Raw genomic sequence first — 26,269 nt, 5'->3', positions numbered from 1 at the left:
AAAATAGGAGGTTACATCCCTCCTATTTCAGCTAAATATTTTCTTTTTCGTCTTTTCTATCTCAACTAAAATCCCTTTCTCTATCCAGCCTTCTACTCCATCTTTTTTAATTAAATCATATCCTGAGCAGCTACCATCAATGAGAGAAACAATATCCCCTTTTTTTACGCTTATTTGCGCACAAGATATATCCGTTTTCACTGTGTATTCACCTGAATCAAGTTGCCTAATGTATTCATCTTTCACAGAAAGTAATGTATTCGTTTCCTTTTGCCTACATATTGTGTAATCTTGCTTCTTCTCAATAGGCTCTATGTAATAATGTGGATAGGTAACCCCGCCCTGCATTGTTGCATCGGCATGAAAATCTGCTATTACTTCATACTCTGGAAAACAGTCTACATATGTATAAGAAAACTTATCACCTGTTGGTTTCCTATGAATGATAAATGCATTTAATTGCCCTGCCTCTTTAATCGTATTTCCGCCGTCAATTGCAATAATCTTTTTTTCCTTATCAATAACAGGATTGTTAGATGGTGCCTTCTCTGAATAGTTTACAACAGGCCAATGTCCAACAACTACATACTTATTTACTTTATGTGATTGATTGAAAAACTCCGGCATTGCTATCGCATTTTTTCGTTCTGTTTCTTTCCAATCCTCTCTATCTTCAAGGCCAGCATGTACAAATATATAATCTTCCGTTTCAATCGCTGTTGGTAACTCTGTTAGCCACTTTATTTCTTTTGAGAAATGGCTCATTAATTTTGTTTTCAATTCACGGATATCACTTTCTTCATGAACGTTAATATTCAATTGCGCTAGCCATTCATTAAAAATTGTATTTTTCCGCGTACACAAATAATTTATTAAAGCAGGATTTTCATTTACAAGCGCTTCAACTATAACTTCACAATTCCCTTCAACAACATGAACATTTGAATTGTTCTTTACAAGATTCATGACATAGTTTACGACGCCAATACTATTTCTTCCTTTCTCACAAAGATCACCATTAATAATTAAATAATCCTCATCGTTAAAATTAACTTTATATAATAGTTCCTTAAAAAGATCTAATTCTCCATGAATATCAGAAATAATGATGACTCTTACATCATTTGGTATAGATAATTTCTTTATTTTTTCCAAGTTTAAACGCTCCTAACATTCTCTAAATTCAAGATTCCATTTTTAATTTCTAATATTCGACAAATTATATTGCTAGACCTGTTCCTAGCTCAAATCTGAAAAAGAAAATAGGTTCCATATATTTGTACATATGGAACATACTTAATATTATAACGCTTTATAAAAAGAATAGCTTACCTTATTAAAGCCCTCTCTTTCATAAAAACGATGTGCATCAATTCTTGGAAACGCAGATGTAAGAACGATAGAACTGCATCCTTTTTCTTCCCCCCATTTTTCTACATATGACAGCAGAACCTTACCATACCCTTTTGATCTGTGAGCTTCCGCAGTTACAAGGTCATACACAAAAACATGTTTCTCATTGTAAAAATTCGTACAAATCGCTACACCAGCTAGACTAACAACTTCATTCTCTTCGTTACGTAGCGAAAATAGTTTGTAATTTTCTTCTTTCATTTTTTGAAATAAAGAACTTGCCTCTTCTCTTGAAATTTTCGTTCTTAATTGTTGTAATACGGGAAATACATCGTGTAAATCTGCTTCTGTTACTACTGCTTTAACATTCATTATGATTCGCCCCTTGCTATTTATAAAATTTTCTAAATGTTATATCATCATTATAGAAAGCGACTGCCCTTAGTTTAAGTGACAGTTCTATTCTTTTTTATAAGGCCAGTATAAAAAGGAGCGTCTACAAATGGATCTGAATATTCCTTTAGTGTTACAAAGTAAAACACCTATTTACTTACAAATTTACGAATATATGAAACGCGAAATCTCTCATGGATCACTATGTGCTGGTACACGCCTTCCTTCTCACAGAAATTTAGCTATGCAGCTTAATGTGAGCCGTATTACAGTTGAATCCGCTTATCAACAATTACTAGCTGAAGGTTATGTAGAAAGCAAACCGAAACGCGGGATTTTTGTTGCGGAAGTAGATATTGATGTCATTCAAAAGAAACAACAAATTGCGTCAAACAGTGCTAACAATAAAGAAAAAGAACAATATGATTATGATTGTAGTCAAGGACTTATTGATCAAAAAGCTTTTCCCATAACAAACTGGAAAAGAGCATTACACGAAACTTTATTTCAGTATGAAAATGAATTATTTTCCAAAGAGGATCCACAAGGTGAGCTCGTTCTACGAGAACATATTTCAAAATATTTATATCATGCTCGCGGGGTACATTCTTCACCTGATCAAATTATTATTGGAGCAGGTACGCAGCCTCTTCTTTGGCTACTCCTTCAACTACTTGGTTCAAAAAAAGAATACGGAATCGAAAACCCTGGATTTCACCGTATACCTGCTATGATTCAAAGTTCTGGACTTCCTGTTCACCCTATCCCTTTAGATGATAAAGGAATTCATATTTCTGCTTTACGTGAATCAGGTTCCAATGTGGCATATGTCACTCCATCTCACCAATTTCCACTCGGAATCATTATGCCGTTATCTAGAAGACTCGAGTTATTAAAATGGGCGAATGATTGTAAAGGGTATATTGTTGAAGATGATTATGATGGAGAATTTCGCTATATTGGAAAACCTATTCCTTCTTTACAAGGACTAGATTCAAATGAACGTGTTATTTATATGGGAACTTTTTCGAAATCTTTTTTACCTTCTTTACGAATGGGATATATCGTTTTACCACCTCATCTGCTAAAAACCTATAAAGAACTTGGTGGCATGTATAAACAAACGGTTTCTACAATGCAACAACTTACCTTTGCTACCTTTATTCAAAGTGGGGATTGGGAACGTCATATTAACCGAAGTCGTACGTTATATAAAAGAAAGCATATTTCTTTAATTAAATCTATTACAAACGAAATGGGGAATAACGTGCATATACTCGGTGAACAATCTGGACTTCATATTGTACTTCACGTTCATAATGGTATGAACGAACAAGAACTTATTCATGCAGCTGCAAAACAACGTATTAAGTTATACCCTCTCTCGACATACGATTCTGTTCATAATGTGAGGGAGGAGTCATATGTATTACTCGGTTTTGGTAGTATTCCAGAGAATCGTATCGAAACCGTTGTCCAATTATTGAAAAAGGCCTGGTTCCCCAAATAAGAATAGCTCCACGTAAGTATAACTTACGTGGAGCTATTTCATTCACTATTTTTCTGATCTCGCTGCCCTTCCCGGACGTTTGACACCAGTTGTTTCTGTTGAATAAGACGCTTCAATTATAGCAGTTGGATCTACAGAGAGAACGAGATCTTTCATTTTCGGATAAATGAAACGGTTTGTAATACAGTAGATGATTCTTTTATGTTCTCCTAAAAAACCACCTTCTCCATGTAGATATGTAACGGATAATTGCAGTTCTTTCATAAGTAGATCGCCTATTTCTTTATTTTTACCAGAAATAATCATAACGCTCTTTCCTTGATTAATACCATCTAATATGAAATCAATCATCTTCGTAACAATATAGAAAATTGCTAATGAGAACATCGCTTGTTCAATTGAAAACAAAATGGCAACAAAGATGAAAATAACTGCATTTACAGCAAGTAAAAATGTACTAATTGGCACTTTAAAATGTTTATTCATCCAAACAGCTAACATTTCTGATCCATCAATTGCTCCGCCCATTTTTACTACAATCCCTACACCAACACCAAATAGAACTCCTCCATAAAGAACAATTAACAATTCAGAAGTTGTAATTGCTGGAAATGGTTTTAAATAAATCAATCCGAGTGTTGTCACAACATTTGCATAGGACGTACGGATAAAGAACTTCTTTCCCATTACTTTTGCAGTAAATAATAAAATCGGGATATTAATTCCTAAGAACACCCCATAAAGCGGCAACCCAGCAACTTTATTCGCCATAATAGCAATAGCCGTTACCCCGCCATCTACTAATCCGTTAGGTGCTAAAATAAGCTCCAATGAACCCGCTACAATAATCGAGCCAATTGTTAATAATATGTATTCAAATACTTTCTTCATTCATTACCCCCAAAACTTATATATTTTCTTAGTATTATTTTAACGTAATTTCAATGCTAATTCAAAGATATCAGTTTATATACACAAAAGTTTCACCTTTACAATGATTTTTTATGTAATTTATTTATAGAAACACACTTACATATTACAGTAAGTGTGCTCCAAACATTTATTTAAGTTTTGAGTATGAATTCATTTTTAATATTTCATCAACTGCCCTATTATAACCACCAGCATTTCGAAGTGACTCTCCAACTTTACGACTTTTTTCCTTAAACGTTACATCATCCATCACTTTCTTTACAGACTCACGTAACATTTCAGAAGTTAATTCTTTGCGATTAAGCCTTATTCCAGCCCCTACTTCATTTACTCGTTTCGCAACTAAAGGCTGATCTCCTGTTACCGGAATTACAACTAACGGGACACCGTAATATAGTGCTTCACTTGAACTATTCATACCGCCGTGTGTTACGAATACATCAGCATACTGTAATAGTTCTAATTGCGGCACATAATTATACAACTTAAAGTTATTCGGAATGTTTTCAAATTGACTTATATTTATCTTCTTACCAACAACTAATACGACTGTCGCTTCTACATCTTTAAACGCTTCAAAACATTTTTCATATAACTCAGGTTGTTCATTAAAAACTGTTCCCATAGAAATGAAAATCAATTTTTCATCTTTTAAATCTTCCATAGGAAAGCTACCTACTTCTTTTCGAGTAGCAATTGATGGGCCAACAAACTTATACGATTCATCGAATACATCTGAACGCGGCTGATATTCCTTTGAAGTATACACAATTGTAATATCACCAGGATGGTTCATAATATCATACATACTATTACATTTCATTCCATACTGTTTGTTCCATTTTTCCATTCCCGCTAAACAAGATTGATACAATGGATTCGTTTCATCTACTTCTCTTGATTCATGTTCATCGTTAAAAGTAATGTACTGATTAAAAGCAAACGTTGTACAAGAAGAAACACTAGGTAACTTTAAAACATTGGCTATAATACGTCCTACTGGAAAGTGATTATCATATATCAAATAATCGTACTTTTCCCCTTTTGTTTCTTCTACAATTTGAGTAACAATACGTTCTGATGCTTCCATCATATGAGACAGCATCGTCAAAGGACTCCCACCTTCATTTACTCGCTCCATAATATTAATTTGAGAGAGGAAATTCTCAAACACTCGGAATTGTGCACCTGTTGCTTCAATCTTCTTTCTATAATCTTCAATACAATACGAAACAACTGTCTCCCCTCGCCGAATTAACTCACTTACAATAGCTAAAGTCGGATTTATATGACCTTCTCCAGGGAAATTTATTACGAGTACGTTTGCCATCATATTCTCTCCTATCTAATATTATTAATAATTAATTATATTAATCAATTTAAAACTATTATAAAGGAATCTATTCTATTTCTTCACATTTTTCTCTTCATTTTATTATTGAGAAATATTTTTCATAACCTACTTTATACCCCTATTGAAAGTGTGCTTAGCTCTTCATTTACTGAAAAATATGAGATTTATATTTTGTATTTTTACAGATTTATCATCAAAAATTATTTTGACAATTCATACAAAAGTAGAAAAATATAATTTTCACACTGATTTCTCACCGTAAATTTATTTAAGTTCTATGTTGTCCCTATCATTATCCACTTCGTACACATTCTGTTATATAATGAATTTATCGAATTTACAGAAAAGGAGCACCTTCATGCTACAACAACTCTTCGCTTCACCTATATTATCTGTTCAAACTTTACATCCAAGTTATGAAGACCATGCAAGCGATGTGTTTCTCGTCCAAACTAAAGATGAAGAAGTCATCGTTCGTTCCTCAAAAATGACTGAAGAACCAAACAATGATTTTTGGTGGGGATGCAAAAACCTTTTTGGAATCGATCCAAGGAACGTACATCATTTAGAATATATACACGAATTATTGAAAAAGCATACTAACTTGCCCATCCCCACTATTTTGCAAAAACATGTTTTAAATGGCCGAAAGTATGTTAGTGTCGAAAAACTAACAGGAAGTACGCTGCAATCCTTTGTCGGACAATCTAATTCAATTTTATTCAGCCTTGGAAAAGGACTAGCAGAAATTCATTCGTTTCAAGCAGAGTTTATAGGAAATCCATCAGGTACTTTCCAAGTTCCACTAGAAGAATTTAAGTCTCACATATTAAAAGTCAGTAAAGAACTTGTAAATAGGTTTTATTCCGATAATACGAGCATCCGTAACGCATTTTCTACTTTTGAATCACAACTTTCTTCCTTGCCAACACCAAAGGAGTCTACGCTCGTTTTAATTGATATGGACCCTACTCAGTTTTTATCTGATGGTACAACTATTACAGGTTTAGTAGATACAGAAGCTTACGCAGTTGCTCCCCGAGAACTTGATTTTATCAGCTTAGAATATGTATTTACAGAAAAGGAAGCTCATGCTTTTAAACAAGGTTACGAAACCATTATGCCTATTCCTAATCTTGTAGAATGTAGACATCCCTATCGATATTTGTACCGGTTATTATCTATTCAGGGCAGTGTGGAGTTAGAGAAGTGGCTAAGTCATCCATCCTATTTTTAAATACGAATGTGAGGAATTATAAAATGAATATTGAACGAAAAAGTGATAGGAACGATTACAGTTTCGAAGCAAGAGCAATCTACTATACTATCAGGATTCGCCGTTCATCCTTCCTATCAAGGTAAAGGATACGGAAAAGATATTCTTATGTCCATGGTACATACCCTTATTACAAAAGGAGCTTCAACAATTGAATTAGACGTTGAAACGAAAAATAACAATGCTTTACAACGCTATACACAATGTGGTTTTGAAATGAAAACGAAGCATGACTACTATAATGTAATGAATTTTGAGGTGAATGCATGTGTCTAAAAAACTAATATATTCTGATTATGATATTTTCGCATCCATTTATAATAAAGTGAAACTTTAATCAGTGGGGGTTTTCTTCATCCCCCACTGATTATTAGTTGAACCAATCGGACTTTTATGGGCAGTTGATCCCCCACCTAACTTCTTTGCTTTCGCTGAATCTTGAGGTGGGGGTCTTACTGCCCATTAAAGTGGGATAAACATTGGGGGCATTTTGCTGAACACTCCTATCGACTTTTGGAAAAACTTGTTTTACAATATGCACCACCACATTCTCATATTTTAGATCTTTGCTGCGGGACTGGTCACCTAACTAAGAAATTAATCGATAATCATTTTGTAGTAACTGGTATAGATGGTTCTGCCCAAATGATTGAATACGCACGTCAAAACGCTCCAAACGCAACCTTTATCGTCGATGATGCTCGCTATTTCAATATAAATGAGCAATTTCAATATGTTATCTCTACTGGCGATAGCTTAAACCATATTTTGAAATTAGATGAATTAAAAAGTGTTTTTCATAATGTCTACTCCGTATTTCATAGCGAAGGTACATTCGTATTTGATATGAATATGGAAAAAGGATTTCTTGAAAATCTGATTGCTTCATTTCATATTACAGCGGATGAATATGTTTGTACGATTGATTCTACATATGATGATGAAAATAAAAAAGCAGTCATGAACTTTATACTATTTCAACATGACATAGATAATAATTGGACAAGAAGTGACTTTTCATTTGAAGAAGCTTGTTATTCAAATGAAGAAATAATTTATTTGCTAGAATCCGTAGGTTTTAAGAATATTCAATCACACGGTACAAATAGAGCGTTTTTCATTTGTCAAAAATAAAAAAACTGAATCATATCGATTCAGTTTTTTCTTAGTATATTTACAATAGCAGTCGTTTCATTATTTTCTTTATAAACTCGCGGGATTCTTCTGTCTAACATACATGTAACTTCATAGTTAATTGTACCTAACATATCCGCTATTTCTTCTACTGCGATGTTTTCTTCGCCTTGTTTACCGTAGAATACTACTTCGTCTCCCACTTGTACTGGCATTGCTTTTGAAACGTCTAACATAAGCTGATCCATACAAACACGACCAATAACAGGTACTCGAACTCCATTTATTAATGCATACCCTTTATTAGATAACTGACGGTTATAGCCATCAGCATAACCAATCGGTACAGTGGCAATCCATTCTTCACCAGTCGTTACATACGTATTCCCATAACTTACACCGCGATTTTTCTTCGCATGCTTAATATGGGCTACTTTTGATTTTAACGACAACGCAGGCTGTAGAGAAACAACTGAATGATCTACCTCTTTTGAAGGATACATTCCATAAATTCCGATACCTACACGAACCATATTTTGAAATGTATTGCTAAGTTCCATTGAACCTGCACTATTTGAACTATGAATATACGGAATATGAATTCCTAATTCTTTTGCTGCATTGACAGCTTTCTCAAATAAACTTGTTTGCATATTCGTATATGATTTATCGATTTCATCTGCCGTAGAGTAATGTGTAAACATTCCTACTACCTCCACATACTCCATACGTTTTAATTCTTCTAAAAATGGTTTAACCTCTTCTTCTTGTAAACCGATACGACTCATCCCTGTATCAATTTTCACTTGAATTTGCGCTTTCTTTTGAAGACGGTTTGCGATTTCATTTATACCTTGTAAATCTTCACTTCTATAAACAGTCATCATAACGTCATATTGAATTGCTTCTTCCGCAGCCGCTACTGACGTATAGCCTAAAATTAAAATCGGCACGTTAATTCCTGCTTCTCTTAACTCTATCGCTTCATCTACAAATGCAACTGCAAGCTGGTTTATTCCCGCTTCAATAGCAGCTTTCGCAACTTCAACTGCTCCGTGGCCATACCCATTTGCTTTTACAGCAGCCATCATTGCAATATTTTCATCATTCACACGTTTTTTAAATTCTTTTACATTATGTTTTACTGCATTTAAGTCAACTTCAACAATTGTATCTCTTCCATATTTCAAACTCATTGGTCTAACTCCTAACTCAATAATTGCATTCCATTCTATTTCACGTTTCATATGACCTTTTACAATATAATACTTTTCAATATGCTAGTCAAACTACTAGAATTTTCGGAATTTTTAGTATGATATAATACCCTCAAGAAACTATTATATACGGAGACGAGGAGAATTACAATGTTTGTACAATCTGCATTGCATCAACTTAAAGTTGCTGTTGATACTTCTATTCAAATGCTGGATCAATATACTGAAATTGATTTGAAAATAGCTCCGATTCAATCGAAGCGTTCATTATTTGAAATGTATGCACATCTTTCTCTTATTTGCCATGCTGATTTACTCATTTTAAATGGTAGTACGGAAAAAGAGCTGCATACTTTCTATAAAGAACAAACACCCGAAACAATTGCGCAAATGCAAACAACGATGATACAGGGCTACGATTTACTTTCTAAAACTTTTTTATCCTATTCCAATGAACAATTAGCAGAAATAAAGACTGCTTATTGGGGTATTTCTTATTCACGCTTTGAATGGTTGCTGGAAATTGTTGCCCACTTTTATCATCATCGTGGACAAATACATATTTTATTGTGCGAGCATATGAAAGATCCTAACATACCTTTATTTCAATAAAGGTATGTTAGACGATATGAAACTTTTCTAAGGCGAATAAAATACCACCTTCACTCGCTTTCTTTGTAACAAAATCAGCTCTTGTTTTTAACTCTTCTCCGCCATTCCCCATTGCAATACCTAATCCTACATACTGCAACATCTCAATATCATTTCTACCGTCGCCAAAAGCAATTGCTTCTGATTTACAAATATTTAAATGATCCAATACTTTTTGAATTGCGGTGAGCTTCGATACTTTACTATCTTCCAATACATTTATTACGTAAGTATGAAAACGCTCAAACGTAAGCATAGGATATCTTTCAAGAAATTTTTGAGCTTCTATTTCATCTGAATACAGACATAAGCAATAGATTTCTTCTGACAAATCCCTGCTTTTTTCAGGATACTTTTCTAAATTCAACGTCTCGCTAAGCGCTTGCATTACACGCTCATTATCCGAGGCTATTCCGTTCATTGCAAAATCCTCGGTAAAATAAGAAATACCGTGACCATGTAATTCAGCAAATCTCGAGATATCATGAACGATTTCACGTGAAAGTACTGATTTATGTATAACTTTTTCACCACATTTTATATGGGCACCATTTGCAGAAATAAACGTATTTATGCCTAGTTCCATAAATTGCGAACATAAGCTATATGGTCTCCCTGTCGTAACAACTACATGAATCCCTTTATCTATTAACCTATGTATCGCTTCTTTTGTACTTTCGTGCATACTTCTATGAATCTCACTTAAAAGCGTACCGTCAACATCGAAAAATACAACTTTGTACATAATTCTCTACATCCCATCCAAATGATTCGTATCATTAATAAAATGTACCGTTTTTTGTTCGCCATCCATTTCAATTAAGCTTATTCCCGTATCTCCCATTTTAAAATAATAATCCATTGAAATGGGCATTTTGAAAAATGCACGTAATAGACTATTTATTACACCACCATGTGCAACAATGGCAATTCGGTCATACGTATTCTCTGTTACGATTTTAGAAAAGATTCCTTCTATTCTCATTCTAAATTCAATAAATGATTCCCCGTTTTCAAATCGGTCATGAAGAAACTTTGGCTCGGGATATTTCTTAGCTTCTTCAAATGAAAGACCTGCTTGCACTCCATTATTGAACTCCATTAATTCCTCTTCTAATTGAATTGGACACCCAATTCCTTCCGCTAATGTTTCACCCGTTTCACGAGCACGTTTTAATGTACTTGCCCAAATGAAATCTGGCGGAAAATCTGCTTTCACTTTCTGTACAAGCCTTTGCACTTGCCTTCTTCCTTTTTCTGTTAATTCAAAGTCAGCTCGTCCTTCATGTACATGTAAAATATCTGCTTTAGATTCTCCATGGCGTATTAGTAGTATTTGCATGTATATTCCCCCTCATCTCCTTAAAACTAAGACTAAATTTTAACATATTATTTAAAAATTTCAAAATAATAAAAGCAATCCTCATTCATATAAGAATGAAAATTGCTTTTATTATTAACTAACTTTCTTTAGACCTTCCGCCTACTCCCCAATGCGAACTTGGGATTTCATTCACTAAAACACGAACCCGTCTAACATCTACATCTAAGTTTTTCGCAACTACCTCTGTAACATCAAATATTAGATTTTGAATTTGCTCCTGCTTTCTACCTTCTATTATTTGAATTTGTATAATGGGCATTTTTATCTCTCGCTTTACTATTTATTCACAAAACATTGCTACACTTCCCAAATCATCAAATTGTGCAATGATAGAATCTCCGGCTTTAAATGCAATCGCTTCAGATAATGCTCCACTTAATACAATATCACCTTTTTTAAATCCTTCATTTTGTAAACCAAGTTTATTTACCGCCCAAGCAATTGCCTCTGCTGGATGTCCCAGCACAGCTGCTCCTGTCCCAGTCGTAGCAATCTTACCGTTCTTTGACATAACCATTCCTACATTTGCTAAATCTATATTCTTAACATCAATCCATTTACTTCCTAACAAAAATTTTGAAGAGGAACAATTATCTGCTATTACATCAGGTAATGTAAATTTAAAATTTAAATATCTACTATCAATCACCTCTAAAGCTGGCGCAACATATTTTGTTGCCTTTAATACATCGTCAACTGTCACATTTGTTCCCTGTAAATCCTCACCTATTAAAAAAGCAATCTCTGGCTCTACTTTCGGATGAATCAACGTTTCATATTGCAATGGCTCCCATTCGAATGCAAGCATATCGTGCAATAAATATCCGTAAATCGCTTCATCAATCCCCATCATTTGTTGTTTTGCCTTACTCGTTAATCCAAGTTTCACACCAACTCTTTTAGAACCTTCGCTCATTTTTTGTTCAATTAAACGTTTTTGCAATTTATAAGCATCCTCTACTGTTAAATCAGGATGCTTATCCGTTACTTTTACTACTTCTTTTCTTTCCTTTTCAGCTTGAAGTAAATAGTCAACGATTTCCAAATCTGCCCCTTTCACTAAAGCCATATGTTACACCTCCATTTTTATCTTTGCTAATTCTGCAGCTACATCTAAAATCATATCCTCTTGTCCTCCAACTACTTTTCTTTTTCCCAGTTCTATTAAAATATCACGTGCGTCTACATTAAAGCGTTGTGCCGCCCTTTCAGCGTGTAATAAAAAGCTAGAGTATACCCCTGCATATCCCATTACTAGACTACCTTTTTGAATTTCTTGTGGTACTGGTAATAAAGGGGCAACACCCTCCTCTGCGACGTCCATCATCTTATATAAATCTATATCCAGCTTATATCCCATACGATCCAAAACAGCGAGCAATACTTCTGTTTGGGCATTTCCAGCTCCTGCCCCAAGACATCGTACACTTCCATCAATACGTGTCGCGCCCTCCTCAATTGCAGTAATTGTATTTGCTACTGCAACCGAAAGATTATTATGACCATGGAAACCAATTTCAATATTTAAAGATTGACGCAAAGCACGGATACGTTCACGTACTTCATGAGGCAATAAAGCTCCTGCAGAATCTGTTACATAAACTGCTTCTGCACCATAACTTTCCATAAGCTTTGCTTGCTCTACTAACTTTTCAACCGATGCAGAATGTGCCATCATTAAAAAACCGCACACTTCCATACCTAACTCACGTGCAAATTGAATATGCTGAGCGGAAACATCCGCTTCTGTTACATGTGTTGCTACACGAACAAGTTTCGCACCGATATTTGCAGCTTGCTTTAATTCATGAATCGTTCCAATACCAGGAATTAACAAGACAGCTACTTTAGCTTGCTTACACTCATCTACCGCGGCTTCAATGAGCTTCATTTCGTTAACTAATGACTTCCCATATTGTAAAGTAGAGCCACCTAAACCATCTCCATGACTCACTTCGATATAATGCATACCTGCCTCATCTAATGTCCTTGTTACAGATCGAACTTGCTCTTCTGTGAATTGATGTTTCATTACATGACTTCCATCACGTAAACAAACTTCCGTTATTCTCACTGGTCTTTCACTATTTCGCCTCATTCATTACACCTCTTTTCTTCTCTGAAACGATTTGCGTTGCAAATTCTTCACCTACTTTTAATGCTGCAGCTGTCATAATATCTAAATTACCGGCATAAGGAGGAAAATAATCTCCAGCTCCTTCAACTTCTAAAAATACAGTTACACGATTCCCATCAAACATTGGCTCTTGTTTCAAAGAGTAACCAGGAACATACGTCCTAACCCGTTCAACCATCTTATGAATTGCTTCATAGATAGAAACCTCATCCATATCCTTAACTTCACAATAAATCGTATCTCTCATTAATATAGGTGGCTCTGCAGGGTTTAATATAATTATCGCCTTCCCCTTATCAGCCCCACCAATTTCTTCAATTCCACGCTTTGTCGTAATTGTAAATTCATCAATATTTGCCCTTGTACCTGGACCTGCACTTAAACTGGAAATTGTAGCAACTATCTCTGCATATGTAACATTTGCTACCTCATTAATAGCATGAACAATCGGAATTGTTGCTTGTCCCCCGCACGTAATCATATTAACGTTTTGCTTATCTAAAAAATCATTATTTCGAATAGCAGGACAAACAAATGGCCCATATGCAGCCGGAGTTAAGTCAATTACTATTTTCCCAAGCTCTTCTAATATTTTCGCATGATAACTATGTGCTTTAGCTGAAGTTGCGTCAAATACAATATCAGCTAAACTCGGATTATCAATAATTGCTTGTATTCCATTATCAAAAACCTCATATCCGGCTTCTTTCGCTCTCTTTAAACCATCCGATTCGGAATCTATTCCAATCATGGCATTTAGCTCTATAACTTTACTATTTTTTAATTTATACATTAAATCCGTACCAATATTACCTGATCCAATTATAGCCGCCTTTACTTTCTTCACATCTATCCCCCCTTTTCTCAACACTTTAACCTATATGAATGTAACAGAAACTGATCCGAGTGATCCGAAGTCAGCTTGAATACTGTCTTTACTATTCACTGAGACTGCACCAGATAACGCACCTGGTAAAATTAACTCACCTGCTTTTAATCCAATATTAAATTCATGTAGTTTATTAGCTAACCAGGCAATAGCTTGTGCAGGATGCCCTAATGCGGCCGCCCCAGCACCCGTTGCAATTAAACTATTATTTTTATACAGTGTCATTCCAGTTGTACGTAAATCTACTTTGTCGATGCTAGAGAATGTATTACCAATTACAACCTTTGCTGACGAGCCATTATCCGCTACTGTATCAACCAATTTAATTTTCCAATCAGCAATACGACTATCAATTATTTCAAGTGTAGGTACAACATACTTTGTTGCCATCAGTACATCAATGTATGTAATATTAGGCCCTTTTAAATCTTTTTCTAAAACAAATCCTATTTCTGCTTCTACTTTCGGAGATACAAAAGAACTTATTGCAATTGTACTTCCATTTTCTATTTTCATGTCATCTAACAAATGTCCATAATCTGGTTCATTTACCCCAAGCATCTGCTGCATTGCAACACTCGTAAGTCCAACTTTTTTCCCGATTACACAACGCCCATTCTCCAACTTTCTTTCTACTACTTCAAGCTGAATATTATAAGCATCCTCAACTGATAAATTAGCATATCTCTCAGTAAAAGGAGGTATTCCTATACGTGAATCTTCAGCCTGCAATAGTTCATCTGCTAACTCTTTCATTAACAATTGCTCTCACCTCATTTTTTAATTTATATATCCTCAATCCTTTACATTGTAGACTAGCCCCCATCCATCTACTTATTTTTATAAACATCAGATGGGAGCTCTTTGTATGTTAAGTTAAAATATTATCCTTATAATTTCATCGTTACCGTCTTAGCTTCTGTATAAAATTCAAAACTATGACGCCCACCTTCTCTACCAATTCCACTTGCCTTTGAACCTCCAAATGGAGTGCGTAAATCTCGGACATACCAACAATTAATCCATAGTAAGCCTGAATCAATTTGCGAAACGACTCGTTGTGCTCGTCTAAGATCATTTGTCCAAACCACTCCAGCTAGTCCATAAATAGAATCATTTGCAATGCGAATGGCATCCTCCTCCGTTTTAAATGGAATAACAACTAGAACTGGACCAAATATCTCTTCCTGCGCTACACGCATACTGTTATCAACATCGTATAAAATAGTAGGTTCATAAAAATTCCCTTCTACTAGACTTTCCACTCTTTTTCCCCCATAGGCTAATTTTGCCCCTTCTGAAATTCCTAATTCTACATAGCGATCAACTGTTTCTAAATGAGATTTTGAGACAAGCGCTCCCATATCTGTATCTTCAGAAAGAGGATCTCCAACCTTTATTCTTTTCACAGCCGCTACAAATTTCTCTAAAAACTGTTCATATACACTTTCTTGCACAAGTAATCTGGAACCAGCTAAACAAATTTCTCCTTGATTTCGATAAATAGCTTCAATTGATCCTTGTACTGCTTCATCTAAATCTGCATCTTCAAATACAATATTTGCTGATTTACCTCCTAATTCTAATGAAACAGGAATTAAGTTTTCTGAAGCATTACGCATAATTGTCTTACCTGTATTACTTTCTCCAACAAATGAAATTCTTCTAACAGCTGGATGTGTTGTCATTTTTGTCCCGACAGTACTTCCAGGACCTGTAATAATATTAAGTACACCTGGTGGTAATCCTGCATCATTTGCAATTTCACCAAGCATAACTGCGCTTAATGGAGTATAGGAGGCCGGTTTAACAACAACAGTATTACCAGAAGCAAGTGCAGCTGATGCTTTCCACGTCATTTGCATAAATGGCAAATTCCAAGGAATGATTAAGCTAGTTACCCCTGCTGGAGCATACTTTGCATATGACATAAAATTATGTTTATCATAATGCTCATGTACTATATATTTAGCCATTTCAGCAAAGAAGCGAAAATTATGAGCCGAACGTGGTATATCGAATCCTTTACTCTCTTTAATTGGTTTTCCAACATCTAGAGTTTCTATATACGCTAGTTCATCCACTCTTTCCATAATCAAATCCGACATTTTGCATAAAATATTCGACCGCTCTTCCACAGGCATTTTACTCCAAATGCCACTTTTAAATGTACGTTCTGCCACATCAATTGCTCTTTTAGTATCCTCTTCATTTGCCTTTGCAATAGATGCAAGCTTTCTATTCGTCGCCGGATTGAACGTATCAAACGTTTCACCACATACAGAATCCACATATTTTCCATCAATAAACAATTTCGCATCTTTTACTTTCAGTTTGTCAGCTAATAATTCTTTGTTCACCTTCCTTACCTCCTATTCTTCAATTTCTAAAACCATCTCAATTTCAATTGTTGTGTTATTAGGTAACTGAGCCATACCGACTGCAGAACGAGCGTGTTTTCCTTTTTCCCCAAAAATATCTACTAATACATCCGATGCCCCGTTCATTACTTTTGGCTGATTAATGAAATCTTCCGTACTATTTACAAAACCAAGCAACTTTACAATTCGTTTCACCTTATTTAAATCACCTAGTTCGTTCCTCACAACACTTAATAAATTCAACATTGATTGCCTTGCCGCTTTATATCCTTCATCAATTGAAATATCTTTTCCTAATTTTCCGTGATACTCATCTACGCCTTGTCCAGCAGTAAATAGTAAATTACCTACTTTTACACAACTAACATAATTTCCAACTGCCGGACGAATAGCTGGCAGTGTGATTCCTAACTCACTTAGTTTGTCCTCAGGTGTTTGTACTCTCTGCATATGCTACACCTCTTTTTCTTATATCAATATTTAAAAATTCCGCTGCATTTCCCCCAAGCATCGCTGCCCTTTGTTCCTCTGATAAACCGGCTGTTTCATCAATCACCTTTCCCGGGTCCACTTCTCGCAATAAAAACGGATAATCTGAACCCATGAAAATTTTTTCATGTCCAAATCTTTCAATCATATATTTCAAATTAATAGGATCATAATTTAAAGAATCAAAATAAAATTTCTTTGCATAATAACTAGGAGGATGCGTAGTCAATCGTAAATGCGGCCATACTTTCCAGCCTTGATCTAACCTCGGCAAAATATATGGGAAAGATCCCCCACCATGCGCAAAACAAACCTTTAGCTGTGGAAACTTCTCCATTATCCCACTCCATATTAATGTAGCTGCTGCAAGTGCCGTTTCACTCGGCATCCCTACTGTGTACATAAAATTATGATGTGGCATTCTATCTCGTCCTAATGTTTCCCATGGATGAATAAAGATTGGAACTTGCCACTTTTCAGCCATCCGAAAGAATTCAATAAACGATGGGTCATCTAAATTTTTACCATTTACGTTTGTGCCAATTTCAATACCGTGTAAATGTAATTCTGTTATACAACGCTCCATTTCACGAATCGCAGTTTCTCCATCTTGCATCGGAACCGTTCCTAATCCTACAAAACGATCTGGATATGCTAAAACTGTTTCTGCAATAAAATCATTTTGAATACGTGCCATACTTTCGGCTTCCTCTGGTTTTGCCCAATACGAAAATGTAACAGGGATTGGTGATAAAACTTGAATATCAACACCTTCACGATTCATATCTTCAATTCTTTTCTCAGGACACCATACTTGATCTGTCACATCACGAAAATTTTTACCTCCAACCATTATGCTTGCACCACATGTACAAGTCCGATTTAATATCGGCCAACGTCCTCCGCCAAACTTCTCTTCAAAATCCGGAAAAGTTTCAGGAATAATATGTGTATGAAAATCTATTCGCACTTCCATTCCTCCACTTCTTCTGGCATAATATGACCGCAGTTTTTACATGCTCGAATTTCTTTATTTGAATTAAAACTATGAATTGCTTCTTTTACTTGTTTTTCAATATCACTTAATTGGACACGTACACGATGCATTTCATGATTACACTCGTCACAGAACCAAACAAAGTCTTCAAGCTCTCCTTGGTTACGTTTCCTTTCAATTACGAGCCCATATGTGTTAGCAACGCGATGTGGTGAATGTGGCACCATAGCGGGTAGCATGAATACATCCCCTTCTTTTACTGTGACAACTTCTCGCTTACCTTCCTCTGTAATACATTCCACATAACATTCACCTTTAATTTGATAGAAAAATTCATCTGAAGGATCCACATGGAAATCACGTCTTCTATTTGGACCACCTAATATCATGGCGATAAACTCTGAATCTTGCCAAATCACTTTGTTATTTACTGGTGGCTTCAATAACTCCTTATTCTCATCAATCCATTTTAGTAAATTAAAAGATTGCAATGTTTTAGACATATTATTTCCTCCTCATAATTCCTTTTTAGTTATATTGTTTTAAAAGACCAACCGAGCAAAGAGTTAGACTTTTGTAAATCTCCTTGATAAACATAATCTCTAATTCTCGTTGAAGATATTCGCTCACCTTCATCACAGCAAATATCTTTCACTATAGAAATATTGAAGTGCTCTCTTAGCAAATCTATATTGCCCTCCCGATTTTTTCCAAACTTAAAATCTTGGCCAACAAAAATTTCTACAGGGCTTAGTCTTTTTATATCTTGAATAAAACAACTCGCACTTTTTGTTATATAAGACTCATCAAACCGAATTACAATCACATGTTCAACACCAAGACTTTGAATACGTTTCACCTTCTCATCAATAGGTGTTAATACTTTCGCCCCTTGAAAGTATGAGCGTGGTGGTGGATCAAATGTATACACAACATTTGTTATCCTTAATACCTTTGCCTTCTCAACTGCATTTTTAATTACAGCTTGATGACCTTTATGCACACCATCAAATGCTCCAATTGAAACAATAGATTTCGTTAATTCAGGTATACACTGCTCATGTATATAAATGATACTCATCTCTTTTCTTCTAAAATTAAATTTCCAAATAACCAAATTCCTTGGAAATCAAATTTGCTGTATTCATCACACTTTGAATTATGATTTCACGATTACTTCCCTGCATATACGATATAGGTCCAACAATATTAAGCGCCGCAATAGTTCTCCCAGTATAAGATCGAATAGGAGCTGCAATTCCATATAGTCCATGCTCATTTTCGTTATCACTAATTGAATAACCTTGCTTACGAATTTTCTGTAACTCTGTTTGGAATTGTTTGACACATGTAATGGTATTGGGTGCTCGTCGTAAAAGCCCTTTTTCTGAAGTATATTCTAAGGGTGATGAATGAAATGAAAGCAGCACTTTCCCTGTGCTTGTACAATATGCAGGTTCTCTTGATCCAACATGTGTTGAAATTTGAACGGACTCCTTCGATGAAACTTTCAATATAAATACAACATCACCACGATCAAACATACCGATATGCACAGTACCGCTAAAATTTCTTACTAGCTCTTCAACAAGCGGAATTGCTCCACTATAAATCTCTTGCTGAAACATGACTTGATTTCCCCACTCTAACAATTTCCAACCTAATCTATATTTTCTTTGCTCATCTTGTATGAGCATTCCTTCTGCACACAACGTACGAACAAGGTGGTGAACTGTACTAGCATTCATCTTTAACTTTTCAGCTATTTCAGAATTTCCTAGTACCGGCTCCTCACTAGTAAAACAATTTAGAATTTTACAAATTTTACTGATAGAAGCGATCAAATCATTTACCTCCCCTATTCCAGTTACAATCCCAAAGTTCTAGATATTATTAAAAATATAAGAAGAATTACATCCTAACAGTAAAATTCTTTTTATCATCTATTGCTCCTTCCTTTTTTAAATATAAATGTAAGCGTAAACATTTTCGTTTAACTTAAGGCTTCTTCAGATGAACTCGATTGCAACGCATTGTTCACAAGTGAAAAAGTTTGTTGTTTTTTATACGCATTATAAAACATTCCCATTTTACGCACCGGATCTCCAGAATAATAACGCTCATATTGTAATAATCGTTGCCCAAAAGCTTCACCGCATAAATCCCACGCTAATTTAAACAAACGAACTCGTTCCTCAGAGGATACGCCTTCACGCCCGATATAATACTTTTGCATATCATCTTGGATCTCGGGGGTCATAAAATCTGCACCTGTTGGTGACATTAATAATCCACCCGCACCAATGGTTTGAATAATCTCAATAGCACGTGGATACATCTTTGGTAATAAACTACGAATGGTATCAAGCGGTAGCCTCGCAGGAATAACTTCTCCATATGAATTTGTTTCATACTCATATTCAGCTACTTGCAGGAGTGCACGTATCGTTTCGACATCTTGCATCAGCTCTGCTAACTGATTTTGTACATTTAAAAACCCATCTACTCCTATCGAATCTGCTACTTTCATAGCTACTTCAGCAGCGAATGATAGTTTTACTAATCCTCTTACTCCAGATTGATGCGCTGGTTGATGACCAATTCCTGTTTTTGGGTACAATTGATTACCAGCTTCTACACTTTGATAAATAAATACTTTATCCCACGGGATAAACACATTATGAAATACTAGTAATGCATCCATTTCCTCAAACCTTGATGCAAGAGGATGATCAAATAAAGAACGTTTTCCATCTTGCATCGGCTCACGACATAGAACCCTGAGTCCTGGCGCATCAATCGGAACTGCAAAAGAGATCGCATGACGTTCATCACCTGGTTTAAAACTCGGATATGAATATATAATTACCTCATCCGTAATCGGCGCCAGTGTCGCTAACATTTTAGCACCACTCACGTACATCCCTTCTGCTGTTTCACTTACTACCCCTAAATGCATTGTTTCATCTTCTTGTTGATGGGAAGCCTTACTCCGATCATTTTGTGGATTAATAATTGCATGTGTTAAAAACAAATCATTATCCTTTATATGTTTATAGTAATTTTTTATATTCGCTCCCCATTCTGGATTAAACTTCTCAAAAAACCACGAATTACTTGCCATCGAGGTAACCGTTACATTTAAAAAATCAGGTGTTCTGCCCATTAAACCAAAAGTAGCTTTTGCCCATACTTCAAATAATTCACGGCGTGCCTTTAAGTCCTCATAATTTTTAGGAACTAAAAATGCATTTGATACTCTTTCCCCTGTCTCTTCGCATATATGAGTAATTTTATCTTGATATTCTGGATGGTGCTGCATATCATATAAGTTCGCAATTTGTAAAATCGGTTCACGAAAAACATCTTCATTTACTACATCCGTTACTTTTCTCCCGCCAATCCAAATTTCAGGATTTCTTTTTCGCAATCCTTCAATATACTGTTCCCCTGTTCTAATGCCCATTCTTTCCCCTCCAATTTCCCATAATAATATAATAAAAAGTTTAGAAACTTCATTAGATGACTGAATTTTCAATTATTATATCAATTTTATTTCTTACAAATTCTCTTTGATTTCATATTATGAAATTTTTAAATTTTTTTAGTAAATATGCAAAAGAACGCTTTTCCGTCCCACACACATGTAATCTATAAAACCATGCTAAAAAATAAAAAGAGAAACGGCTTCCCATTTCTCTTTCCACTCTTATTGTTCGTTTGGTGTATCTGAAGAAGGTAATCTCTTCGCCTGTTTTTCTTTAAAAATTTCACCAATTGCCCCAAGAGTACCAAGTGTTTCAATTGCATTAGATGGAATAAAGACTTTATTTGCTGGCCCTTTCGCAACTTCAGCTAATGATTCAAATGATTTGTAAGCAAGTATACGCTCATCTAAATTTGCTTCACGAAGTAATTCAATTCGATTTTGTTCTGCTTTCGCAATTTCCTCAATCGCTCTTGCTTCCCCTTGCGCTTCTAATTCTTTTGCTTCTTTAATACCTTCAGCTTCTCGAATACGTGCTTCTTTATCCCCTTCAGCCATTAAGATTTTACTTTGCTTCTCCCCTTCAGCACGAAGGACTTTATCTTGTTTTGCAGCTTCAGCTTCTAAAATGATCGCACGTTTATTACGCTCTGCTTTCATTTGTTTTTCCATTGATGCTTGCACATCTTTCGGCGGATTAATATCGACAACTTCAACACGTTCAATGCGAACGCCCCATTTTTCTGTAGCTTCATCAAGTGCTAAGCGAATTTCTGTTGAAATTTTTTCACGACCAGATAACGTTTCATCCAGTTCCATTTTACCAATGATTTGACGCATCGTTGCTGAAGTAATGTTACGTACACCGTATTCATAGTTCGAAATACCATATGTCGCAAGTTCCGGTTCAACGACTTGATAGAAAATAATTGTATCAATTTCCACTTGTACATTATCTTTCGTAATTACCTTCTGCGGTGGTACATTCGTTTGTTGAATACGCAAGTCGTGATATACGCGAACGCGATCCACAATCGGAATTAATAAATTTAATCCCGGCTGCATAACACGCTGAAACTTACCAAATCTTTCAACGACTCCAACTTTTTGCTGTGGAATAATTTTGATTGTTAATGCGATAAATGTAACAACAATTAGTGCGAAAATAATCGTTAACGTTAATGCTACCATATTTATTCACTCTCCTTTTTTACTTGTAATATAGTACTATGCCTCTTTATAACAATAACTTTTTCTCCGGCATCAATTGGATCATCTGCAATAGCTGTCCAAGTATCTCCATCCACTTTCACAATGCCGTTCGCCTCGTTTGTAATCGCTTGCATAACAATCCCTTTTTTACCTGCAAGCATATCTACTGTATCAGTAAAACCTTTTGCTTCCCGAAAGTTTTTTGATATTCTTTTCGTAAAGAAAGTCAATGTTAAACTTACAATCGCACCAGCAACAACTTGTAACAGTAGTGCTTCAGGAACAAACAAAGCAATAAGACCTCCGACAACAGCTCCAATTCCAAGCCAAAGCATGTAAAATGTAATCGACAGCATTTCCGCAATAAATAAAATACCAGCTATTATAAACCAAATTACCCAAGCAGCCATATGCAACCCCCACTTTCTTTCTCATTTTCTATATGTATATGAAGAAAAGAATGGTTTATCCGCCCTTTCTCATACGTGGGCGCTTACTACACGCTATTGTACATTTTCACTGTTACAATGAGTATTATTAAAATACTATATTAATATATTCTTCATTATACATGAAAATCCCTTTCAAAAAATGACAAAAAATTTAATTCTTTCAAAATTTATTTTTTAAATTATAATTATTATAACTACTGTCACATTTTCCCCAGAAAGGTTGTGTGCTTATTGCAAAAACGTTCATTGACTTACTATCTAGGATCGAAAATATGCATTACTCTCGCTGACATCGTATACGTAATGATTATTACAACTCATATGTATATCACAACGAAATCAGCTACATTAACTGCTCTTTTTCCATTATTACAAGTCATAACTAATCTTATAGCAAATACATCTGCACCACTTATAATGAATCGTTTTCCATCTTATTCATTACTTTTTACACTGCAGTGGATAAAAACTGCTCTATTATTTTTATTAATGATATTATTCCCGATCCTTTCCACAAACATTGTAGTACTATTCATTTTCATTTTTTTCATTTCATTATGTAGTGGCTGGAGCGCTCCATTACTATACGGTATTCTTCCGCGCCTTACACCGAAAGAAAAATTAGTAAAAGTAAATAGCATTTTTTCCTTTTCCACACAAATTGCGCAAGCCGCTGCTTATTCATTTACAAGTGTTATTGTGCTTCTTATCGGTGCTTCTTCTACACTCATGATGAATAATATTTTGATGATTTTCGGATGTGTTGCACTACACTTTTCATTACGTTCCATACATACTGAACGAGTAATAGAGCCTTCTTCTTCAAAAGGTGATACTTTATTGGAAGGTTGGAAGCTCTTATTTCAAAACCCTTCTCTCCGTACTGTTACATGTATGGACTTAATTGAAACTTTTGCAGGGACGATATGGATGGGTGCTATTACGATGGCTTATGTAACAACTGTCCTTCATAAAAGAGAAGAATGGTGGGGATTTATTAATACAAGTTATTATGTTGGGACGTTAATTGGCGGTCTATTAGCGTGGAAAATGAGTACATACATTCAAAACAATTTAATACGCTCTATGGCGGTAGGCTCTCTTCTGTTTAGTATTCTTACATTTTTATATGGTATAACAAGTAGCGGCTTTATTGCGCTTTTTCTGTGCGTTCTAATGGGACCATGTTATCAAATTAGAGATATTTCTCAAACAACAGTTCTACAATCAAGTGTCGCTCCTTCTTTACTATCAAAAATGTATACAGCTCATGGTGCTCTTCTTTCGACAGCTTCTGGTCTTTCTATGCTGAGTGTTGGCATTATTACCGATTTGTTCGGTGTTCGTACGATTTATATTCTCGCTTCAATCCTTATATTGTGCTCTGCTTGTTTATCATTTAACTTATTAAAATATGATAAGACAAAGCAAAAAAACATGTCACTTTAATGAACAAAATAAATAGGACAGGATTTCCTGCCCTATTTATTTTATTTATGATAAGTTAGGAGATTTCCGATGCTTTGTCGCTTGTTCAAAAGCGTATGCGAGTTTAATTAAAGTCCCCTCAGAAAAAGCAGTGCTTGCAAGCGTAATTCCAAATGGTCTCCCGTCGTTATCCATATATCCCGCAGGTATTGCTATAGACGGATAACCTGCTTTCGCACATATAGTGGAGCCTATATAAGAAGGGAACAGAATTGCATCAAGATTATATTTTTCCAGTGCAAAATCAATGCCTTGTTCTTGTGAAAAATATATATCTTCTAATCTTGCATTTAAATATTGTGGATTTCTTAACGTATTAGGAAAATCTTTTCTTCTTTCTAACTTAGTTTGTCCATATCTCAGAGCTCTTTCTGCTATGTTTTCATTAAACTCCATTAACTCTGAAATAGAATGTACTGGTATAGTAGAAGGCAATTTGGAAAGATAGTTATCTAAACTATGCTTTAATTCATAGAGTGATACACCCCAGCTCCATTCTCTATGAAAAGACGGAATATTAATATCCTCTACTACTGTCGCACCCTTACTACGTAATACTTCAATTGTTTCCTTAAACAATTTCTCATCATACTCACCAGATTCATAATAATCTTTTGGTGCATTGCTATATACACCAATTTTCGCTCCATTTAAACCATTAACATCAAGGTATTTTGTATAATCATGCTCTGCTATCCCTTCACTTTTATAAGTAGCTACGTCTTTCTCATCTACCCCAGTTAGCCCCCCTAGTAAAATAGCGGCATCTGTTACTGTTCTAGCAAATGGGCCGGCTGTATCTTGCGAATATGTGAACGGAATAATACCTCTACGACTAATTAAACCAACAGTCGGTTTAATACCGACTACAGAGTTTTGAACAGCTGGACTCAAAATAGAACCATCCGTTTCTGTTCCAACCGATATTACTGTAAAGTTAGCAGCAACTGCTATGGCAGATCCTGTACTTGAGCCACCAACAAACATATCATCCTCACCCGTACCGTAAGGGTTTATTGTTTGCCCACCTCTCGCACTATATCCAGCCCACATTTCAAATGACATTGCATTTGCTAATTCTGTCATATTTGTTTTCCCTATTATCACTGCTCCTGCTTCTCGCAGCTTCGTAACGAGAAATGCATCTTCACTACTTATATTTTGTTCTAACGCAATCGTACCTGCACTTGTATGCATAGAGTCATTCGTTTCAATATTATCCTTAAGTAAAACCGGTATACCATGTAATAGACCTCTTATACCTTTAATCTTTCTTTCATAATCTAACGCTTCAGCAATAAAGATGGCATCTGGATTGATTTCTAAAATAGAATTAATTTCCGGTCCATCTTGATCATACTTTGCGATTCTATGAAGGTAATACATAACTAGTTCTTTTGAAGTTAACTTTCCATCTTCCATCGCTCTTTGTATATCATGAATTGTTAATTCTTTTTGTAGTAGTGTATTGAACTGAATCTCCATTTTCATTCTCCTTCTATAAACCTTTATTGATAGCATGTCTCTATTAC

Annotated in this window: 27 protein-coding genes and 1 pseudogene; 6 read left to right on the top strand and 22 right to left on the bottom strand. The window is 35.2% G+C overall.

The window, feature by feature from the left end:
• Nucleotides 1-27: 27 nt before the first annotated feature.
• Together MR083_RS01125 and MR083_RS01120 are read right to left on the bottom strand one after the other, a co-directional pair.
• Nucleotides 28-1,155: a metallophosphoesterase gene (locus tag MR083_RS01125; protein WP_242268270.1), complete on the bottom strand. Its 1,128-nt coding sequence runs from the start codon at nt 1,153-1,155 to the stop codon at nt 28-30.
• 147 nt (nt 1,156-1,302) lie between these two features.
• Nucleotides 1,303-1,725, bottom strand: a complete 423-nt coding sequence (locus tag MR083_RS01120; RefSeq protein WP_016717300.1) for a GNAT family N-acetyltransferase — start codon at nt 1,723-1,725, stop codon at nt 1,303-1,305.
• 130 nt (nt 1,726-1,855) lie between these two features.
• Here MR083_RS01120 and pdxR point away from each other — a divergent pair, with 130 nt between their 5' ends.
• Entirely contained in the window at nt 1,856-3,256 is a 1,401-nt protein-coding gene (gene pdxR / locus MR083_RS01115; RefSeq protein ID WP_242268269.1) for a MocR-like pyridoxine biosynthesis transcription factor PdxR, read from the top strand.
• A gap of 45 nt (nt 3,257-3,301) precedes the next feature.
• Here pdxR and MR083_RS01110 read toward each other — a convergent pair whose 3' ends face one another.
• Entirely contained in the window at nt 3,302-4,147 is an 846-nt protein-coding gene (locus MR083_RS01110; RefSeq protein WP_000755119.1) for a YitT family protein, read from the bottom strand.
• A gap of 169 nt (nt 4,148-4,316) precedes the next feature.
• Nucleotides 4,317-5,519 carry a macrolide family glycosyltransferase gene (locus tag MR083_RS01105; protein WP_000024485.1) on the bottom strand — a complete coding sequence of 401 codons (1,203 nt, stop codon included), beginning with the start codon at nt 5,517-5,519 and terminating at the stop codon, nt 4,317-4,319.
• A 382-nt stretch (nt 5,520-5,901) separates the two neighbouring features.
• Between MR083_RS01105 and MR083_RS01100 the strand changes: the two genes are divergently transcribed.
• From MR083_RS01100 to MR083_RS01090, 3 genes and pseudogenes are all read left to right on the top strand, one after another.
• A complete protein-coding gene (locus MR083_RS01100; RefSeq protein ID WP_242268267.1) occupies nt 5,902-6,780 on the top strand; it encodes a nitrate reductase in 879 nt (292 codons plus the stop codon).
• 27 nt (nt 6,781-6,807) lie between these two features.
• A pseudogene (locus MR083_RS01095) lies at nt 6,808-7,095 on the top strand (GNAT family N-acetyltransferase); the annotation flags it as partial.
• A gap of 162 nt (nt 7,096-7,257) precedes the next feature.
• On the top strand, nt 7,258-7,953 hold the full coding sequence (locus MR083_RS01090; RefSeq protein WP_396022290.1) for a class I SAM-dependent methyltransferase: 696 nt from the start codon (nt 7,258-7,260) through the stop codon (nt 7,951-7,953).
• A 20-nt stretch (nt 7,954-7,973) separates the two neighbouring features.
• Here MR083_RS01090 and alr read toward each other — a convergent pair whose 3' ends face one another.
• Nucleotides 7,974-9,149: an alanine racemase gene (gene alr, locus MR083_RS01085; RefSeq protein ID WP_011040256.1), complete on the bottom strand. Its 1,176-nt coding sequence runs from the start codon at nt 9,147-9,149 to the stop codon at nt 7,974-7,976.
• Between the two features lie 171 nt (nt 9,150-9,320).
• Between alr and MR083_RS01080 the strand changes: the two genes are divergently transcribed.
• A complete protein-coding gene (locus tag MR083_RS01080) occupies nt 9,321-9,782 on the top strand; it encodes a DinB family protein (RefSeq protein WP_242268266.1) in 462 nt (153 codons plus the stop codon).
• Nucleotides 9,783-9,789: 7 nt separating this feature from the next.
• Here MR083_RS01080 and MR083_RS01075 read toward each other — a convergent pair whose 3' ends face one another.
• From MR083_RS01075 to MR083_RS01000, 16 genes are all read right to left on the bottom strand, one after another.
• Entirely contained in the window at nt 9,790-10,566 is a 777-nt protein-coding gene (locus MR083_RS01075; RefSeq protein WP_242268265.1) for a Cof-type HAD-IIB family hydrolase, read from the bottom strand.
• A 6-nt stretch (nt 10,567-10,572) separates the two neighbouring features.
• Nucleotides 10,573-11,163: a histidine phosphatase family protein gene (locus MR083_RS01070; protein WP_001166478.1), complete on the bottom strand. Its 591-nt coding sequence runs from the start codon at nt 11,161-11,163 to the stop codon at nt 10,573-10,575.
• A 118-nt stretch (nt 11,164-11,281) separates the two neighbouring features.
• Entirely contained in the window at nt 11,282-11,470 is a 189-nt protein-coding gene (locus tag MR083_RS01065; protein WP_313954462.1) for a 4-oxalocrotonate tautomerase, read from the bottom strand.
• A gap of 15 nt (nt 11,471-11,485) precedes the next feature.
• Nucleotides 11,486-12,274, bottom strand: coding sequence for a 2-keto-4-pentenoate hydratase (locus MR083_RS01060; RefSeq protein WP_001229807.1), 789 nt, complete (start codon nt 12,272-12,274; stop codon nt 11,486-11,488).
• 3 nt (nt 12,275-12,277) lie between these two features.
• Complete coding sequence (gene dmpG, locus MR083_RS01055) at nt 12,278-13,303, bottom strand: 4-hydroxy-2-oxovalerate aldolase (RefSeq protein WP_001254091.1); 1,026 nt, start codon at nt 13,301-13,303, stop codon at nt 12,278-12,280.
• Nucleotides 13,290-14,189, bottom strand: a complete 900-nt coding sequence (locus tag MR083_RS01050; RefSeq protein WP_000756050.1) for an acetaldehyde dehydrogenase (acetylating) — start codon at nt 14,187-14,189, stop codon at nt 13,290-13,292. The genes dmpG and MR083_RS01050 overlap by 14 nt, the downstream gene beginning before the upstream one ends.
• Before the next feature lie 30 nt (nt 14,190-14,219).
• Nucleotides 14,220-14,993: a 2-keto-4-pentenoate hydratase gene (locus MR083_RS01045; RefSeq protein ID WP_172656210.1), complete on the bottom strand. Its 774-nt coding sequence runs from the start codon at nt 14,991-14,993 to the stop codon at nt 14,220-14,222.
• 128 nt (nt 14,994-15,121) lie between these two features.
• A complete protein-coding gene (locus MR083_RS01040; protein ID WP_001031166.1) occupies nt 15,122-16,591 on the bottom strand; it encodes an aldehyde dehydrogenase in 1,470 nt (489 codons plus the stop codon).
• 12 nt (nt 16,592-16,603) lie between these two features.
• Nucleotides 16,604-17,062: a RidA family protein gene (locus MR083_RS01035; RefSeq protein WP_001190047.1), complete on the bottom strand. Its 459-nt coding sequence runs from the start codon at nt 17,060-17,062 to the stop codon at nt 16,604-16,606.
• Nucleotides 17,040-18,077 carry an amidohydrolase family protein gene (locus MR083_RS01030; RefSeq protein ID WP_011040255.1) on the bottom strand — a complete coding sequence of 346 codons (1,038 nt, stop codon included), beginning with the start codon at nt 18,075-18,077 and terminating at the stop codon, nt 17,040-17,042. Before MR083_RS01030 ends, MR083_RS01035 begins: the two co-directional genes overlap by 23 nt.
• The gene (gene nbaC, locus MR083_RS01025) at nt 18,062-18,601 is read right to left on the bottom strand and encodes a 3-hydroxyanthranilate 3,4-dioxygenase (protein ID WP_000047732.1); all 540 of its coding nucleotides are present in this window, start codon (nt 18,599-18,601) and stop codon (nt 18,062-18,064) included. The genes MR083_RS01030 and nbaC overlap by 16 nt, the downstream gene beginning before the upstream one ends.
• A 29-nt stretch (nt 18,602-18,630) precedes the next feature.
• Nucleotides 18,631-19,179, bottom strand: a complete 549-nt coding sequence (locus tag MR083_RS01020) for an FAD synthetase family protein (RefSeq protein ID WP_000022932.1) — start codon at nt 19,177-19,179, stop codon at nt 18,631-18,633.
• A 16-nt stretch (nt 19,180-19,195) separates the two neighbouring features.
• Nucleotides 19,196-19,942: an IclR family transcriptional regulator gene (locus MR083_RS01015; protein WP_000561978.1), complete on the bottom strand. Its 747-nt coding sequence runs from the start codon at nt 19,940-19,942 to the stop codon at nt 19,196-19,198.
• 149 nt (nt 19,943-20,091) lie between these two features.
• Nucleotides 20,092-21,564 carry a 4-hydroxyphenylacetate 3-hydroxylase family protein gene (locus MR083_RS01010; RefSeq protein ID WP_046646903.1) on the bottom strand — a complete coding sequence of 491 codons (1,473 nt, stop codon included), beginning with the start codon at nt 21,562-21,564 and terminating at the stop codon, nt 20,092-20,094.
• A gap of 243 nt (nt 21,565-21,807) precedes the next feature.
• Nucleotides 21,808-22,776 carry an SPFH domain-containing protein gene (locus MR083_RS01005; protein WP_000226264.1) on the bottom strand — a complete coding sequence of 323 codons (969 nt, stop codon included), beginning with the start codon at nt 22,774-22,776 and terminating at the stop codon, nt 21,808-21,810.
• 2 nt (nt 22,777-22,778) lie between these two features.
• Complete coding sequence (locus MR083_RS01000; RefSeq protein WP_000741991.1) at nt 22,779-23,207, bottom strand: NfeD family protein; 429 nt, start codon at nt 23,205-23,207, stop codon at nt 22,779-22,781.
• 264 nt (nt 23,208-23,471) lie between these two features.
• On the opposite strand from MR083_RS01000, the gene MR083_RS00995 reads away from it, so the two are divergent.
• Nucleotides 23,472-24,698 carry an MFS transporter gene (locus MR083_RS00995; protein ID WP_242268263.1) on the top strand — a complete coding sequence of 409 codons (1,227 nt, stop codon included), beginning with the start codon at nt 23,472-23,474 and terminating at the stop codon, nt 24,696-24,698.
• A gap of 45 nt (nt 24,699-24,743) precedes the next feature.
• Here the strand turns inward: MR083_RS00995 and MR083_RS00990 are convergent, their stop codons facing one another.
• Nucleotides 24,744-26,222 (bottom strand): amidase family protein, encoded by a 1,479-nt coding sequence (locus tag MR083_RS00990; RefSeq protein ID WP_242268262.1) that lies wholly within the window; start codon nt 26,220-26,222, stop codon nt 24,744-24,746.
• Nucleotides 26,223-26,269 lie beyond the last annotated feature (47 nt).

Source organism: Bacillus cereus group sp. BfR-BA-01408 (assembly GCF_022663305.1).
Lineage (GTDB): Bacteria > Bacillota > Bacilli > Bacillales > Bacillaceae_G > Bacillus_A > Bacillus_A pacificus.
This window is presented reverse-complemented; position numbering and strand designations above follow the sequence as displayed.

What these genes read in the sequence shown, in the direction of transcription:
- MR083_RS01120 (WP_016717300.1), bottom strand. Translation starts at nt 1,725, where the DNA reads ATGAATGTTAAAGCAGTAGTAACAGAAGCAGATTTACACGATGTATTT.
- pdxR (WP_242268269.1), top strand. Translation starts at nt 1,856, where the DNA reads ATGGATCTGAATATTCCTTTAGTGTTACAAAGTAAAACACCTATTTAC.
- MR083_RS01110 (WP_000755119.1), bottom strand. Translation starts at nt 4,147, where the DNA reads ATGAAGAAAGTATTTGAATACATATTATTAACAATTGGCTCGATTATT.
- MR083_RS01105 (WP_000024485.1), bottom strand. Translation starts at nt 5,519, where the DNA reads ATGGCAAACGTACTCGTAATAAATTTCCCTGGAGAAGGTCATATAAAT.
- MR083_RS01100 (WP_242268267.1), top strand. Translation starts at nt 5,902, where the DNA reads ATGCTACAACAACTCTTCGCTTCACCTATATTATCTGTTCAAACTTTA.
- alr (WP_011040256.1), bottom strand. Translation starts at nt 9,149, where the DNA reads ATGAGTTTGAAATATGGAAGAGATACAATTGTTGAAGTTGACTTAAAT.
- MR083_RS01080 (WP_242268266.1), top strand. Translation starts at nt 9,321, where the DNA reads ATGTTTGTACAATCTGCATTGCATCAACTTAAAGTTGCTGTTGATACT.
- MR083_RS01075 (WP_242268265.1), bottom strand. Translation starts at nt 10,566, where the DNA reads ATGTACAAAGTTGTATTTTTCGATGTTGACGGTACGCTTTTAAGTGAG.
- MR083_RS01070 (WP_001166478.1), bottom strand. Translation starts at nt 11,163, where the DNA reads ATGCAAATACTACTAATACGCCATGGAGAATCTAAAGCAGATATTTTA.
- MR083_RS01060 (WP_001229807.1), bottom strand. Translation starts at nt 12,274, where the DNA reads ATGGCTTTAGTGAAAGGGGCAGATTTGGAAATCGTTGACTATTTACTT.
- dmpG (WP_001254091.1), bottom strand. Translation starts at nt 13,303, where the DNA reads ATGAGGCGAAATAGTGAAAGACCAGTGAGAATAACGGAAGTTTGTTTA.
- MR083_RS01035 (WP_001190047.1), bottom strand. Translation starts at nt 17,062, where the DNA reads ATGCAGAGAGTACAAACACCTGAGGACAAACTAAGTGAGTTAGGAATC.
- MR083_RS01030 (WP_011040255.1), bottom strand. Translation starts at nt 18,077, where the DNA reads ATGGAAGTGCGAATAGATTTTCATACACATATTATTCCTGAAACTTTT.
- nbaC (WP_000047732.1), bottom strand. Translation starts at nt 18,601, where the DNA reads ATGTCTAAAACATTGCAATCTTTTAATTTACTAAAATGGATTGATGAG.
- MR083_RS01020 (WP_000022932.1), bottom strand. Translation starts at nt 19,179, where the DNA reads ATGAGTATCATTTATATACATGAGCAGTGTATACCTGAATTAACGAAA.
- MR083_RS01010 (WP_046646903.1), bottom strand. Translation starts at nt 21,564, where the DNA reads ATGGGCATTAGAACAGGGGAACAGTATATTGAAGGATTGCGAAAAAGA.
- MR083_RS01005 (WP_000226264.1), bottom strand. Translation starts at nt 22,776, where the DNA reads ATGGTAGCATTAACGTTAACGATTATTTTCGCACTAATTGTTGTTACA.
- MR083_RS01000 (WP_000741991.1), bottom strand. Translation starts at nt 23,207, where the DNA reads ATGGCTGCTTGGGTAATTTGGTTTATAATAGCTGGTATTTTATTTATT.
- MR083_RS00990 (WP_242268262.1), bottom strand. Translation starts at nt 26,222, where the DNA reads ATGGAGATTCAGTTCAATACACTACTACAAAAAGAATTAACAATTCAT.